Source organism: Pseudonocardia sp. ICBG1293 (assembly GCF_020131355.1).
Taxonomy (GTDB): Bacteria; Actinomycetota; Actinomycetes; order Mycobacteriales; family Pseudonocardiaceae; genus Pseudonocardia.
This window is the reverse complement of the sequence record NZ_JAHLEL010000038.1, coordinates 475,358-488,156: the sequence shown is the minus strand read 5'-3', so window position 1 is coordinate 488,156 and position 12,799 is coordinate 475,358. Positions and strand designations below refer to the sequence as shown.

The window sequence follows — 12,799 nt, the reverse complement described above, 5'->3', positions numbered from 1 at the left end:
TGATCGTTGCGTTAGACAACGATCTCGACGAGAGGAGCCGGACATGCCCGCCGACCTGGCCGACGACACCGCACGGCACGACGAGGCCGCTCTGCGCGACGACACCGCTCCGCGCGACCGCACCGCAGGACACGACGGTGGGGCCGTGCTGCACAGCGACGTCGAGGAGCTGCTGGACGCGCTCGACGCCGACCGCGGGCGCGAGGCGCTGGTGCACCGCGACCGCCGGATCACCGCGGGGGAGCTCGTCGACGCCGTGCACCGGCTCGCCCACGTCCTCGACGACCGGGTCGAGCCGGGCCGGGTCGTGGCGCTGCTGGCCGGCAACACCCCCGAGGCGGTCGTCGCGCGGCTCGCGGTGACGCTCCTGGGGGCCGGCATCACCCAGCCGCACGAGGGTCTGTCCGCCGCCGCGACGGCCCGGATCGTCGCCGACGTCGAGGCCCCGCTCGTGCTGGCCGACGCCGACGCCGCCCCGACCGCGGAACCGGTCCTGGCGCTCGTCGACGGTGTGCCGGTCCTCTGGCTGGGCGCCCACGACGGCGGCACCGACCTGCTGGAGGCCGCCGCGACCGCGTCGGCCGCACCGGTCCGGGGCCGGGCCCGCCCGCACGACGTCGAGCAGATCCGCCACACCGGCGGCACCACCGGCCACCCGAAGGGCATCACCTACACCTTCGACCACCACCGGCGCGGCGCCGAGATGCGCCGCCGGGCCGGCGGGTTCGGCGCGGGCGGCACCGGCGGGCGGCTGCTCGTCGCCACCCCGGTCGCGCACGTCGGCGGCGCGATGGCCGACCGCGCGCTGGCCGACGGTGGGACCGTCGTGCTGCAGGACGTCTTCGAGCCGGGCGCGTTCCTCGCCGCGATCGAGCGGGAGCGGATCACCCACACCTTCCTGCTGCCGCCGCTGATCTACCGGCTGCTCGACCACCCCGACCTGGACCGGACCGACCTGTCGTCGCTGCGGTCGCTCGTCTACGGCGGCGCACCGGCCAACCCGCGTCGCATCGCCGAGGCGCTGCGCCGGATCGGCCCGGTGTTCACCCAGTTCTACGGCCAGACCGAGGCAGGCGGGATCAGCGTGCTCACCCCCGAGGAGCACCGCGACCCCGCCCTGCTCGGCCCCGTCGGCCGGCCCATCCCCACCACCACGATCGCGATCCGCGACCCCGAGGGCCACGACGTCGCCCCCGGTACCCGCGGCGAGCTGTGGGTGCGCACCGGCATGGAGATGGACGGCTACTGGAAGCAGCCGGAGCTGTCGGCGGCGACCGTCGTCGACGGCTGGGTCCGGACCGGCGACGTCGCCCGCCAGGACGCCGGGGGCTACCTGCACCTGCTCGACCGGGTCAAGGACATGATCGTCGTCGTGGGCGGGCACGTGTACACCTCCGAGCTGGAGGACCTGCTCATGGAGCACCCGGCCGTCCGCCAGGCCGCGGTCTTCGGCGTGCCCGACGAGGACGGCACCGAGACCGTGCACGCCGCCGTCGTCACCGACGGGTCCGGGCCCGCCGTGGACGAGCTGACCGGACTGGTCGCCGACCGCGCCGGGGCGATGTACGTGCCGGCCACCGTGGAGTTCGTCGAACGGATCCCGCTGACCGGGATCGGCAAGACCGACAAGAAGCGGCTGCGCGCCGAGCTCGCCGGTCACCCGCGCTGACGGACCGCCTCGTAGAGCACCACGGCCGCGGCGATGGAGGCGTTGAGCGAGTTGACCCGCCCCCGCATCGGGATGACCACGGTCGCGTCGGCACGGTCGAGCCATGCCTCGGTCACCCCGGTGGCCTCGGTCCCGATGACCAGCGCACTCGGTCCGGTCAGGTCGGTGCCGGCGAGCCCGGTCGTGCCGGCCGGGGTGGTCACGAGGGTGGCGATGCCCCGCCGGGCGAGCCAGTCGAGCACCTCGGGGGTGGACGCCGAGGCGACCGGGACCGCGAACACCGTCCCCTTCGACGCCCGCACCACGTTGGGGTTGGCGAAGTCGGTGCCGCCCCGCTCCGGGGTCGCGATGACGACCGCGTCCACCCCGCACGCCTCGGCGGTGCGCAGCATCGCCCCGACGTTGCCGGGCTTCTCGACACCCTCGGCGACCAGCACGAGCGGGTCCGGGCCGAGGTCCAGCTCGTCGAGCGGGCGGCCGGGGGCGGGGGCGACCGCGAGCCAGCCGTCCGGGGACTCCCGGTAGGCGATCCGCGCGAACACCTCGCGGCTCACCGAGAACACCCGCGCCGACGGCATCCGCGCCAGCAGCGCGTCGGACCGCACCACCTCCGGCGCCCAGTACACCTCGGACGGCTCGACACCGGCGTCGAGCGCCAGCGCCAGCTCGTCGTGCCCCTCGATCACGGTCACGCCCGCGGCGTCGCGGTGGCGGCGGGTGCGCAGCCGGACCAGGTTCTTGACACGCGGGTTGGCGGTGCTGGTCAGGTCGGGCACCGGACGAGCCTAGGACACCGCCGCCCTACTCCGGGGTAACCTCCCGGTGACCGGGCAGGACACGTGGAGGGCGGGACGGATGGGCGAGCCGACGGGGATCGCGGTCGAGGTGGCGGACGGGGTCGCGCGGCTGCGCCTGGACCGCCCGCAGGCGGCGAACGCGCTGCACGAGCCGATGTGGTTCGGGCTGCGCGACGCCGCCCGGGAGCTGGACGCCGACCCGGCGGTGCGGGTCGTGGTGATCAGCGGCAACGGACGGCACTTCTGCTCGGGCATCGACGTGGCGATGCTGGGCGGGCTGCGCGAGACCGCGTCGGACGACTCGACCGGCCACGGTGCCGACGCGCTGCGGCGCACCATCCTCGACCTGCAGGACTGCCTGACCGCGATCGAGCGCTGCCGCACGCCGGTGATCGCCGCCGTCCAGGGTGTCTGTCTCGGCGCCGGCCTGGACCTGGCCGTCGCCTGCGACCTGCGCTACGCCACGGCGGACGCGTCGTTCGTGCTCAAGGAGGTCGACATGGGCCTGGCCGCCGACGTCGGCGTCCTGCAGCGGCTGCCCCGGATCGTCGGCGAGGGCGTCGCCCGCGAGATGGCCTACACCTGCCGACCGGTGTCGGGCGCCGAGGCGAAGGAGCTGCGCCTGGTCAACGGCGTGTACGCCGATGCCGACGCGCTCGAGGCCGGTGTCGCGGAGCTGGCCGCCTCGCTGGCCGCGAAGTCGCCGCTCGCGATGCGCGGCACCAAGCACGCGATCACCTACGCCCGCGACCACACCGTCGCCGACTCACTGGACCAGATCGCCACCTGGAACGGCGGTCAGCTGGTCTCGGACGACCTGACCGAGGCCGTGCATGCGTTCCTGGAGAAGCGCCAGGGCGTCTACCGGGACTGACCGTCCCCGCGGCGCGGGACGACCTCCCCGACGACCGCGTACATCCCGGCGGGCCCGACGGGCGGCCGCCCGTCCTCGGGCCGCCATGCGCTCACGTCGACCAGGCCCGGCTCCAGCAGCTCCAGCCGGTGGCCGGTCCGGTCGACGAGCAGGTGGCGGAGCTGGGCACGGTCCCGGGCCCGGGCCGGCTGTGCGCTGTCCTGGGTAAAGCGCTCGATGGTGCGCATCCGCTCGGCGGCGGCCGGGTCGTCGACGTCGGTGCTGCCGTGCGACACGACGAGCATGCTGCCGGGCCCGAAGGCCGTCGCGTAGCGGTCGAACAGGGTGCCGAGCAGCTCGTCGTCGCGGACGAAGTGCAGCACCGACACCGCGAGCACGGCGACCGGCTCGGCCGGGTCGAGCAGGTCCGCCACCCCCGGCGCGGTGAGCACCGCGTCGACGTCGGTGAGGTCGGCCGCGGTGATCGAGGTGCCGTCCACGCCGGCCAGGATCCGGCGGCTCATCGCGACCGACACCGCCTCGACGTCGACGTAGGCGACGCGTGCGGCCGGGTCCGCGCGGTGGGCGATCTCGTGCACCGGCGCGGCGGTGGGGATGCCCGAGCCGAGGTCGAGGAACTGACGCACCCCGCGGTCGAGGCAGGCCCGTACCGCCCGGCCGAGGAAGGCTCGGTTGGCGAGCGCGACCTCGCGGGTGTCGGGCAGCACGGCCAGCAGCTTCTCGGCGAACTCGCGGTCGGTGGCGAAGTTGTGCGCGCCGCCGAGCATGAAGTCGTAGACGCGGGCCGGGTTGGGGAGGGTCAGGTCGATCTCGTCCCCCGGGTCGGGTGCGGGCTCCGGGACGGTCATGGCATCACCCTCCCGCCGGTGTCTCACGGCTCGCAAGTCGCGCGACCAGGTCGTGCAGCTCCGCCGCCGTGCCGGGCGCCGCGCCGGAGTGGCCCGCCAGCGCGAGCAGCCGCGCGACGGCCGGCGCCCAGGCCGGGCCGAGCCGGGCGCCCGCGAGCAGTGCGGCGTCGCCGAGGACCTCCGCCGCCGCACCGCGCCGGACCCGTCCCTGCGCGACGACGGCGACGTCGTCGGCCCAGCGGTGGGCGAGGTCGACGTCGTGGGTGGAGAGCACGACCGCGGTCCCGGCCCGTTGCAGCCGCTCCAGCACCACGACGAGCTCCTCCACCCCGGCCGGGTCCAGGCCCGCGGTCGGCTCGTCGAGCACCAGCACCCGGGGCCGGACGGCGAGTGCCCCGGCGATCGCGACCCGTTTGCGCTGCCCGAACGACAGCCGGTGCGTCGGCCGGTCGGCGAGGTCGGCGACGCCGACGGCGGACAGCGCGTCGTGCACCCGGGCGTCCACCTCGGCCTCGTCGAGACCGAGGTTGAGCGGGCCGAACGACACGTCCTGTGCGACGTCGGCGGAGAACAGCTGGTCGTCGGGGTCCTGCAGGACGAGCTGGGCCGACCCGCGCAGTCGGGCGAGGCCGCGGCGGGTCCGGCGGACCGGCTCGCCGTCGAGCAGGACCTCCCCGGCGGACGGGGCGAGGAGGCCGAGCAGCAGCCGGAACAGGGTGGTCTTGCCGCCGCCGTTGGGGCCGAGCACGGCGAGCCTGCGCCCCGGGTCGACGACGAGGTCGGCCCCGTCCAGCACCGTCGGCCCGTCCGGGTAGGCGAAGACCAGGCCGCGGGCCTGCAGGACCGGGGTCACGGGGCCGTGCCCAGGGCGAGCACCGGGACGGCGACCAGCAGGACCGCGCTGGCCGCGACGAAGCCGGGCGAGACCGTGCGGGCGGGGACCCGGACGCGCAGCGAGCCGTCGTAGCCGCGGGAGGCGAGGCCGGCGCGGTCGAAGGCGCGGACGAACACCGCCCCGCCCTGGGCGGCCAGGGACCGGAAGGTGGTGCGCCGCGTCCGGAACCCCATCCGCAGCGACTGGGCCTCCCGGACCGCGGTCAGCGAGTCCAGCAGCAGGAACAGCATCCGGTAGACGAGCAGGGTGATCTCCAGGACGGCCGGCGGTACCCACCGCAGCCGGGGCAGGGTGTCGGCGAGCGGCGTCGTCGCGGCGAAGAGGACCAGGCAGGACACCGCGGCCAGCGAGCGTCCGACGAGCGCGGCGGCGCGGGCCGGTCCGCCCGGGGCGAGCGCGAGCCACGGGTCCCCGCCCACGGTCACCAGCAGCGGCAGCGCTCCCACCAGCACGAACCCGAGCGGCAGCGCGAGCAGCCGCAGCGCCGTCCGCCACGGCACCCTGGCCCCGCCCAGCAGCAGTGCCAGTGCCGCGGTGCCGGTCAGGACGGCCCCCGGCCACGGCGGGAGGACGACCGCGAGCAGCAGCAGGCCCAGTGCGAGGAACGCCTTCTCCCCCGGGTGCCGGGACCGCCAGCGGTTGGCGTGCGCGGTCTCGTCGATCAGCAGCATCAGGTCTGCCGGGCGGCCTTCTCCCGGCTCCGGGTACGGGCGACGCCGATGCAGTAGCCGAGCACGCCCGCGCCGGCCGCGGCCTGCATCGCGAAGATGCCGGACTCGATCTCGCCCGACGGCGGCTCCCACACCGGGCTGAACCACGGCTGGTAGCCGGTGGCCTCGATGGCCTCGCCCGCCTGTCCGTCGGACCCGGCGTACTCACCGGGGACGAACAGCACGGGCACCGCGAACAGCGCGACGACGGCGACGACCAGCAGGATGTTGACGACGGTCGAGCGGCTCACGCCGACGCCTCCTTCTCGGTGGTGGCGGTGGTCCCGGTCGTCCCGGTGGTCGCCGGGCGGAGCACGCCGAGGCGGCGCAGCTCGTCCGGGGTGATGCGCACGAGCAGCCGCACGACGAGCACCGTCAGCAGCCCCTCGGCGACCGCCAGCGGGATCTGGGTGATCGAGAAGATCGAGGCGAAGGTGACGAAGGCCCCGCCGAAGCCGGAGGTGGGGTCGGGGAAGGCGAGTGCGAGCTGCGCACTGGTGATCGTGTAGGTGGCGAGGTCGCCGAGGAAGGCCGCGGCGAACACCGCGGGCCCGAGAGAGCCGCCGAGTCTGCGGACCACGACGTAGGCGCCGTAGGCGATCCACGGCCCGGCGATCGCCATCGAGAACGCGTTGGCACCGAGCGTGGTGAGGCCGCCGTGGGCGAGCAGGACGGCCTGGAAGAACAGCACCACCGTCCCGAGCAGGGCCATCACCGGTGGTCGGAACAGCACGGCGCCCAGCCCGGTTCCGGTCGGGTGCGACGACGACCCGGTCACCGAGGGGATCTTCAGCGCCGAGAGGACGAACGTGAACGCGCCGGCCGCGGCGAGCAGCAGCTTGGTGTCCGGGTCCTCCCGGACGCGGCGCACCACGGCGCGGGCGCCGTGCACGACGAACGGCGCCGCGACGACGGTCCAGGCCGCCGCGTGCAGTGGCGGGAGATAACCCTCGGCGATGTGCACGGGCGAACGCTACGACCACGTCGTTCGATCGTGCAAGCCTGAACATCCGGTCAGGTGTGCAGTGTCTGACACACCGCGACGCCCGGACCCGATCGGGTCCGGGCGTCGCCGGTCGTGCGGGGTCCGGTGGTCAGACGCGCAGGCCGTTGGTGTGGTGCACCTCGGTGGGCCGCTCGGCGGTGGCCTTGTGCTCGGCCGCGGCGGCGAGCCGGGCGGCCTCCCGCTCGGCCTCCCGACGACGGTTCTCCCGCTCGGCGGGCGTGGTCTCGGGAGTCCCGACGCCACTGCCGGGCTGCTCGGCGACGACCTGCTCCTTCGCCAGCTTCCGGGCCTTCTTCGCCGCCTTCGCGGCGGCGTCGCGCCGGGCGACCTTCTCCAGGCGGGCGGCCTTCGCCTTCTTCGCGGCCTTCTTCTCCGCGGCCGCGGCCTTCTCCTGCTCGGCCCGCTCCGCCTTCGCCTGCTTGCGGGCCTTCTTCTCGGCCTTCTCGGCGGCGCGGACGGCCTTCTCGGCCTCCTTCTCCTCCCGGCGACGGGCCTTCTTCGTGTCGGCCTTCGCCGCCTGGGCGGCCCGCTTCCCGGCCTTCTTCCCCTGGGCGGAGCCGGCCTTCTCCCCGGCCTTGCCCGCCTTCCCTGCCTTCTTCCCGGCCTTGCCCGCCGCCCCGGCCTCCCGGGCCGGGCCTGCGGCACCGGTCGCGATCTCCGCGGCCTGCTGCGCCGCCGCCGCGGCCCTCTCCGCCCTGGCGGCCGCCTGCTCCGCACGCTCGGTGACGACGGCGGACGCCTTCTCCTGCACTGCCATACCCGGGTCCTCCCCTGTCGTCCCGACCGACGGCACACCGCCGAGCCGGCCGGTGGGCCACCGGCCGGCCGCGCGGGGACGGGTCGCGGGACGACGGTCTCGCTGATGTCTGCGGATGCGCGACACCGCGGCCCGACGGGCGGGCGACGGCGTGCGCGGAACACGACAGGGTGCCCACGAGGGTCGTCACGGAAACGCCCGGGTGACCACCGGGTGGCCATGACCGGCCCGGTTGCCCCGATCGGATCACCGCGGACACCCGGTCGTCGCAGTGCCGCGCCGTCAGCCCGCTTCGGGGACCCCGTCGCGGTGGGCCTGGTCGTCCGCGAGGTGGCCGCGCAGGGTCACCAGGGTCCGGGCGAGCAGCCGGGACACGTGCATCTGCGAGAGCCCGACCTGGGCGGCGATCTGGGTCTGGGTCTGGTTGCCGAAGAACCGCAGCATCAGGATGGTCCGCTCCCGCTCGGGGAGCTTGCGCAGCGCGGGCCGCAGCGACTCGCGGGCCTCGACCGCGTCCATCCCGGCGTCGATGCCCCCGACGATCTCACCCAGCGGGTTGTCGGTGTCGCCGACGAGCTGGTCGAGCGAGTCCGAGCGGTAGGAGTCCTGGGCCTGCAGCCCTTCGATGACCTCCTCGCGGCCGATACCGAGGTGCTCGGCCAGCTCGGAGACCTTCGGGGCCCGCCCGTGGCGCGAGGCCAGCTCCTCCTGGGCCCGGGTCATCCGGCTCTGGATGTCCTTGAGCCGCCGCGGGACGCGCATCGACCAGGTGCGGTCGCGGAAGTACCGGCGGATCTCCCCGGTGATCGTGGGGACGGCGTAGGCGAGGAACGGCGTGCCCTGGGTCGGGTCGAACCGGTCCAGCGCGTTGAGCAGACCGATCGCGCCGACCTGCTCCAGGTCCTCCACCGGTTCGCCACGGTGGCGGTAGCGCCCGGCGATGTGCCGCACGACCGGATGGAAGCCCCGCGCCAGCTCCGAGCGCAGCCGCTCCCGCTCGGGGTCGGAGGCGTCGGCGGCCGCGAACGCGTGCAGGGGCCCGACGAGGTGGGCGTACTCGTCGGAGCGGCCGACCACCTCGTCCGGGACGGGCACGTCCGGGCCGGTCGGGGCGTCGAGAGCGTGCCCGGTCGTGCCGTCCACCGGGTCCGCCGTCGCGTCGTCGGCGCGCGACGCCTCGGCTGCCCCGGCGTGCGTGCTGCGCTCAGTCATGCCGTCTCCACGGCCGACGATGATCGACTACCATCACCGGTCGACGGTAGGCCGCACACGACCGAACCGCATGTCGAACGACACGTGACCTGGTCGACTGTCGATCGACGGTCACTCCGATGAGTTGCACGGCGGCAGGGTGGGTACTGCTTCGGCATGCCCCCGCCTCTGCGTGTCGAGCTACCCGTCGAACCCGGGTCGGCAGGTCGCTCCCGCCGGGAGACCGGGAGATGGCTGGCGTCGCTGTGCGGGACCGACCAGCAGTGCCCGACCGTGCAGGATCTCGTGCTCGCGGTGAACGAGGCCGTGTCCAACAGCATCGAGCACGCCTACGGGGCCACGACCTCCGACGACGCACCGACGGTCGTGCTGCGGGGTGAGGCCGAGGGGCACCGGGTGCGGATGGAGGTCAGCGACCGGGGGCTGTGGCGCGACCCGCCCGCCGATCCGGGTCACCGCGGACGGGGTATCGGGATGATCGAGGCCGTCGCCGAGGACGTACGGGTCGAGCCGGGCCCGGACGGCACCCGGGTCTCGTTCGAGGGCCGGATCGGCCGCTGTCCGGGTCTCTGCGTCCCCGCCTCCTGAGGCACGGGACGGTCCGGAACGACAGGGTCGCCGCACCCCACGCCCGAGGGCGGGTGACGGCGACCGGTTCTCATCGGGCCCGATCCGGTGGCGGACCGGGCGTGGTGGTGCGGAGGTCAGTCCCGCATCGAGGCCGACGGGTCGTCGGACCGGTGTCCGCGGTGCCCGGCGCGGGCGACCGGGGTGTAGCGGCCGTCGTGGCGGGCCTGCTCGCTCTCGGGGTGCGGCCAGGTCGTGTTCGCGTGCTGCGTGCTGCTCTCACTCATGGTCACAGGGTGCCCACCGCACGTTCCGGGCAAGCGGAGCGCAGGAGTCGGCTCGGTAACACCTGCGCCCCGCCCGGGTGAAGTCGTCCGCCGGTCAGCCCGTCCTGGTGAGGCTCGTGAGGGAGGAGAGGATGTCCTGCACGCGCTCCTTGGCGTCGCCGAAGAGCATCTGCGTGTTGTCCCGGAAGAACAGCGGGTTCTGCACGCCCGCGTAGCCGGTCGCCATGGACCGCTTGAACACGATCACGTCCTTGGCGTCCCACACCCGCAGCACCGGCATGCCGGCGATCGGTGACCCGGGATCCTCCGACGCGGCCGGGTTGACCGTGTCGTTGGCCCCGATGACGAGCACGACGTCGGTCTCGGCGAGGTCGTCGTTGATCTCGTCCATCTCCAGGACGATGTCGTAGGGCACCTGCACCTCGGCCAGCAGCACGTTCATGTGCCCGGGCAGCCGCCCCGCGACCGGGTGCACGCCGAACCGCACGTTCACACCGGCGTCGCGCAGCGACCGGGTCAGCTCCGCCACCGGGTACTGGGCCTGGGCGACCGCCATGCCGTAGCCGGGGGTGATCACGACGCTGTCGGCGTTCGCCAGCAGCTCGGCGACGCCGTCGGCGTCGACCTCGCGGTGCTCGCCCTCGACCGCCGCGGCCGCCGACGACGTCGCGCCGAACCCGCCCGCGATGACCGAGATGAACGAGCGGTTCATCGCCTTGCACATGATGTAGGACAGGTAGGCACCGGAGGACCCGACGAGCGCGCCGGTGATGATGAGCAGGTCGTTCCCGAGCAGGAAGCCCGCGGCCGCGGCGGCCCAGCCGGAGTAGGAGTTCAGCATGGACACCACGACCGGCATGTCACCGCCGCCGATCGAGGCGACCAGGTGCAGGCCGAGCAGCAGGGCCAGCACCGTGAGCACGGCCAGGATCCACACCTGCGGCGAGAGGACGAAGAACACCGTCAGCACCGCGAACGCCACCAGCGCGCCGAGGTTGAGCGCGTTCTTGCCGGGCAGCATCAGCGGCGCTGACTTGATCTTCGCCGAGAGCTTCAGGTAGGCGATCACCGAGCCGGTGAAGGTCACCGCGCCGATGAAGACGCCGACCGCGACCTCGGCGTGGTGGATGCCCAGCAGCGAGCCGTCGAGCTGCAGGTGGCCGGACTCGACCTCCAGGAACCCGTTCCAGCCGACCAGCACCGCGGCCAGCCCGACGAAGCTGTGCATGAGGGCGATGAGCTCGGGCATGCCCGTCATCTCGACGACGCGGGCCCGCCAGAGCCCGATCGCCGCACCGACGACGACGGCGACCAGCAGGAGCGCGACGCCCAGCCCGGACGCCTGGCCGAGCGCGACGACCGCGGTGGCCACCAGCGCGATCGTCATGCCGGCGATGCCGAACAGCACCCCGGACCTGGCGGTCTCGTGCTTCGACAGCCCGGCGAGGCTGATGACGAACAGGATCGCGGCGATCAGGTAGGCCGCAGTGGTCCACGTCTGCACGGCTCAGCTCCTCGTGAACATCTGCAGCATGCGGCGGGTCACCGCGAAGCCACCGACGATGTTGATGGCGGCGAGCAGCACCGCGACCGCGGCGAGCCCGATGATCAGCGGCTCGCCGCCGGTGCCGACCTGCAGGATGGCGCCGACGACGATGATCCCGGAGATCGCGTTGGTGACCGACATCAGCGGCGTGTGCAGCGCGTGGTGCACGTTGCCGATGACGTAGAAGCCGATGACGATCGCCAGCACGAACACCGTGAGGTGCCCGGCGAGCTCGGCCGGGGCGAACGCGGTGACCAGGAACAGGGCGACCGCCCCGAGGACGCCGGCCGCGAGCCCCGCGTAGGGCGAGCGCTCCTTCGCGGGCTCGGCCTCGGCGGTCTCCTTCTCGGCCGGCTGCGCCGCGGGCGCCGCACTCACCTTCACCTCGGGCGGCGGCCAGATCGTCTCCCCCGCATGCGCGGTCGTGATGCCGCGGACCACGGTGTCGTCCAGGTCGAGCGCCAGGCGCCCGTCCTTCTCCGGGGTCATGAGCTTGAGCAGGTTGAGCACGTTCGTGCCGTAGAGCTGCGAGGCCTGGGCGGGCAGCCGGGCGGCCAGGTCGGTGTAGCCGACGACCGTCACGCCGTGGTCGGTGACGACCGACTCCCCGGCGACGGAGCCCTCGACGTTGCCGCCCTGCGAGGCCGCCATGTCGACGACCACGCTGCCAGGGCGCATCGACGCCACGTCCGCGGCGGTGATCAGCTTCGGCGCCGGGCGCCCCGGGATCAGCGCGGTGGTGATGATGATGTCGCAGTCCGCGGCCTGCTCGGAGTAGATCTCCGCGGCACGGCGGTCGTAGTCGGCGGAGGTCGCCTTGGCGTAGCCGTCGGTGGAGGCCTCCTGCTCGACCTCGACGGCCAGGTACTCCCCACCGAGCGAGCGCACCTGGTCGGCGACCTCGGCACGCGGGTCGGTGGCCCGCACGACGGCGCCCAGGCTGTTGGCGGCGGCGATCGCGGCGAGCCCGGCGACCCCGGCCCCGGCGACGAGCACCTTCGCGGGCGGGACCTTGCCCGCGGCGGTCACCTGACCGGTGAAGAAGCGGCCGAACGCGTGCGCGGCCTCGATCACCGCGCGGTAGCCCGCGATGTTCGCCATCGAGGACAGCACGTCCATCGACTGTGCCCGCGAGATGCGTGGCACGGCGTCCATCGACAGGGCGGTGACCCCCTGGGCGGCGAGCGCCTCGGTCCGCTCCGGCTCGAAGCGCGGCGCCAGCATCGCGATCAGCACGGAGCCCTCGCGCAGCTTGCCGATCTCCTCGGACCGCGGGGCGTTGATGCGCACCACGACGTCGGTGTCCCAGACGGGACCGTCGACGACGTCGGCGCCCGCCTCGGCGTAGGCCCCGTCGGTGAACCCGGCACGGGCACCGGCGCCGGACTCGACGGTAACCGCGTAGCCGAGGCCCACGACCTTCCCGACCGTCTCCGGGCTCATCGCCACACGGGTCTCCGGGGCGGCCTCGGCGCCCACGCCGATCCGCATCGCCGGTCCCGACGGCTCAGGACTCTCGCTCATGCACTCTCCTCGATCTCGCGCGTGCCTCGTCGCCCGCACCGGTCGTGGGTCTTTCGGAAGGTAATGCCGGAACCGGGCGCGTGCAGTCACGACTACGTCACAGGCCG

At 74.1% G+C, this 12,799-nt stretch carries 14 protein-coding genes; 3 read left to right on the top strand and 11 right to left on the bottom strand.

Going from position 1 to position 12,799, the window contains the following annotated elements; genetic code table 11:
- The first annotated feature begins 43 nt into the window (after nt 1-43).
- Nucleotides 44-1,669 carry an AMP-binding protein gene (locus KPF47_RS16085; protein ID WP_224389577.1) on the top strand — a complete coding sequence of 542 codons (1,626 nt, stop codon included), beginning with the start codon at nt 44-46 and terminating at the stop codon, nt 1,667-1,669.
- Here the strand turns inward: KPF47_RS16085 and KPF47_RS16080 are convergent.
- Nucleotides 1,657-2,445, bottom strand: coding sequence for an RNA methyltransferase (locus KPF47_RS16080; RefSeq protein WP_224389576.1), 789 nt, complete (start codon nt 2,443-2,445; stop codon nt 1,657-1,659). The two genes, KPF47_RS16085 and KPF47_RS16080, sit on opposite strands and share 13 nt — an antisense overlap.
- Nucleotides 2,446-2,524: 79 nt before the next feature.
- Between KPF47_RS16080 and KPF47_RS16075 the strand changes: the two genes are divergently transcribed.
- Complete coding sequence (locus tag KPF47_RS16075) at nt 2,525-3,340, top strand: crotonase/enoyl-CoA hydratase family protein (RefSeq protein WP_224389575.1); 816 nt, start codon at nt 2,525-2,527, stop codon at nt 3,338-3,340.
- Here KPF47_RS16075 and KPF47_RS16070 read toward each other — a convergent pair.
- The 7 genes from KPF47_RS16070 to KPF47_RS16040 all read right to left on the bottom strand — a co-directional run bounded on the left by KPF47_RS16070 (nt 3,328) and on the right by KPF47_RS16040 (nt 8,768).
- Nucleotides 3,328-4,188: an SAM-dependent methyltransferase gene (locus KPF47_RS16070; RefSeq protein ID WP_224389574.1), complete on the bottom strand. Its 861-nt coding sequence runs from the start codon at nt 4,186-4,188 to the stop codon at nt 3,328-3,330. The genes KPF47_RS16075 and KPF47_RS16070 overlap by 13 nt on opposite strands.
- A gap of 4 nt (nt 4,189-4,192) precedes the next feature.
- Complete coding sequence (locus KPF47_RS16065; protein WP_224389573.1) at nt 4,193-5,041, bottom strand: energy-coupling factor ABC transporter ATP-binding protein; 849 nt, start codon at nt 5,039-5,041, stop codon at nt 4,193-4,195.
- Nucleotides 5,038-5,754 carry a cobalt ECF transporter T component CbiQ gene (gene cbiQ, locus KPF47_RS16060; protein WP_224389572.1) on the bottom strand — a complete coding sequence of 239 codons (717 nt, stop codon included), beginning with the start codon at nt 5,752-5,754 and terminating at the stop codon, nt 5,038-5,040. Before cbiQ ends, KPF47_RS16065 begins: the two co-directional genes overlap by 4 nt.
- Entirely contained in the window at nt 5,754-6,044 is a 291-nt protein-coding gene (locus KPF47_RS16055; protein ID WP_020626268.1) for an energy-coupling factor ABC transporter substrate-binding protein, read from the bottom strand. Before KPF47_RS16055 ends, cbiQ begins: the two co-directional genes overlap by 1 nt.
- Nucleotides 6,041-6,757, bottom strand: coding sequence for an energy-coupling factor ABC transporter permease (locus KPF47_RS16050; protein WP_224389571.1), 717 nt, complete (start codon nt 6,755-6,757; stop codon nt 6,041-6,043). Before KPF47_RS16050 ends, KPF47_RS16055 begins: the two co-directional genes overlap by 4 nt.
- Before the next feature lie 130 nt (nt 6,758-6,887).
- Nucleotides 6,888-7,556, bottom strand: a complete 669-nt coding sequence (locus KPF47_RS16045) for a hypothetical protein (protein ID WP_224389570.1) — start codon at nt 7,554-7,556, stop codon at nt 6,888-6,890.
- Nucleotides 7,557-7,838: 282 nt separating this feature from the next.
- A complete protein-coding gene (locus KPF47_RS16040) occupies nt 7,839-8,768 on the bottom strand; it encodes an RNA polymerase sigma factor SigF (RefSeq protein ID WP_224389569.1) in 930 nt (309 codons plus the stop codon).
- Nucleotides 8,769-8,924: 156 nt separating this feature from the next.
- On the opposite strand from KPF47_RS16040, the gene KPF47_RS16035 reads away from it, so the two are divergent.
- Nucleotides 8,925-9,356, top strand: a complete 432-nt coding sequence (locus KPF47_RS16035) for an ATP-binding protein (RefSeq protein WP_224389568.1) — start codon at nt 8,925-8,927, stop codon at nt 9,354-9,356.
- A 116-nt stretch (nt 9,357-9,472) separates the two neighbouring features.
- Here the strand turns inward: KPF47_RS16035 and KPF47_RS16030 are convergent, their stop codons facing one another.
- The 3 genes from KPF47_RS16030 to KPF47_RS16020 form a co-directional block, all read right to left on the bottom strand.
- Nucleotides 9,473-9,622: a hypothetical protein gene (locus KPF47_RS16030; RefSeq protein ID WP_161151901.1), complete on the bottom strand. Its 150-nt coding sequence runs from the start codon at nt 9,620-9,622 to the stop codon at nt 9,473-9,475.
- A gap of 94 nt (nt 9,623-9,716) precedes the next feature.
- Nucleotides 9,717-11,126: a Re/Si-specific NAD(P)(+) transhydrogenase subunit beta gene (pntB, locus tag KPF47_RS16025; RefSeq protein ID WP_224389567.1), complete on the bottom strand. Its 1,410-nt coding sequence runs from the start codon at nt 11,124-11,126 to the stop codon at nt 9,717-9,719.
- Nucleotides 11,127-11,129: 3 nt separating this feature from the next.
- A complete protein-coding gene (locus tag KPF47_RS16020; protein ID WP_224389935.1) occupies nt 11,130-12,659 on the bottom strand; it encodes a Re/Si-specific NAD(P)(+) transhydrogenase subunit alpha in 1,530 nt (509 codons plus the stop codon).
- Nucleotides 12,660-12,799: the final 140 nt, after the last annotated feature.

Coding starts and splice junctions, on each gene's coding strand:
- KPF47_RS16085 (WP_224389577.1), top strand. CDS start 44: ATGCCCGCCGACCTGGCCGACGACACCGCACGGCACGACGAGGCCGCT.
- KPF47_RS16075 (WP_224389575.1), top strand. CDS start 2,525: ATGGGCGAGCCGACGGGGATCGCGGTCGAGGTGGCGGACGGGGTCGCG.
- KPF47_RS16070 (WP_224389574.1), bottom strand. CDS start 4,188: ATGACCGTCCCGGAGCCCGCACCCGACCCGGGGGACGAGATCGACCTG.
- cbiQ (WP_224389572.1), bottom strand. CDS start 5,754: ATGCTGCTGATCGACGAGACCGCGCACGCCAACCGCTGGCGGTCCCGG.
- KPF47_RS16045 (WP_224389570.1), bottom strand. CDS start 7,556: ATGGCAGTGCAGGAGAAGGCGTCCGCCGTCGTCACCGAGCGTGCGGAG.
- KPF47_RS16040 (WP_224389569.1), bottom strand. CDS start 8,768: ATGACTGAGCGCAGCACGCACGCCGGGGCAGCCGAGGCGTCGCGCGCC.
- KPF47_RS16035 (WP_224389568.1), top strand. CDS start 8,925: ATGCCCCCGCCTCTGCGTGTCGAGCTACCCGTCGAACCCGGGTCGGCA.
- KPF47_RS16030 (WP_161151901.1), bottom strand. CDS start 9,622: ATGAGTGAGAGCAGCACGCAGCACGCGAACACGACCTGGCCGCACCCC.
- KPF47_RS16020 (WP_224389935.1), bottom strand. CDS start 12,659: ATGCGGATCGGCGTGGGCGCCGAGGCCGCCCCGGAGACCCGTGTGGCG.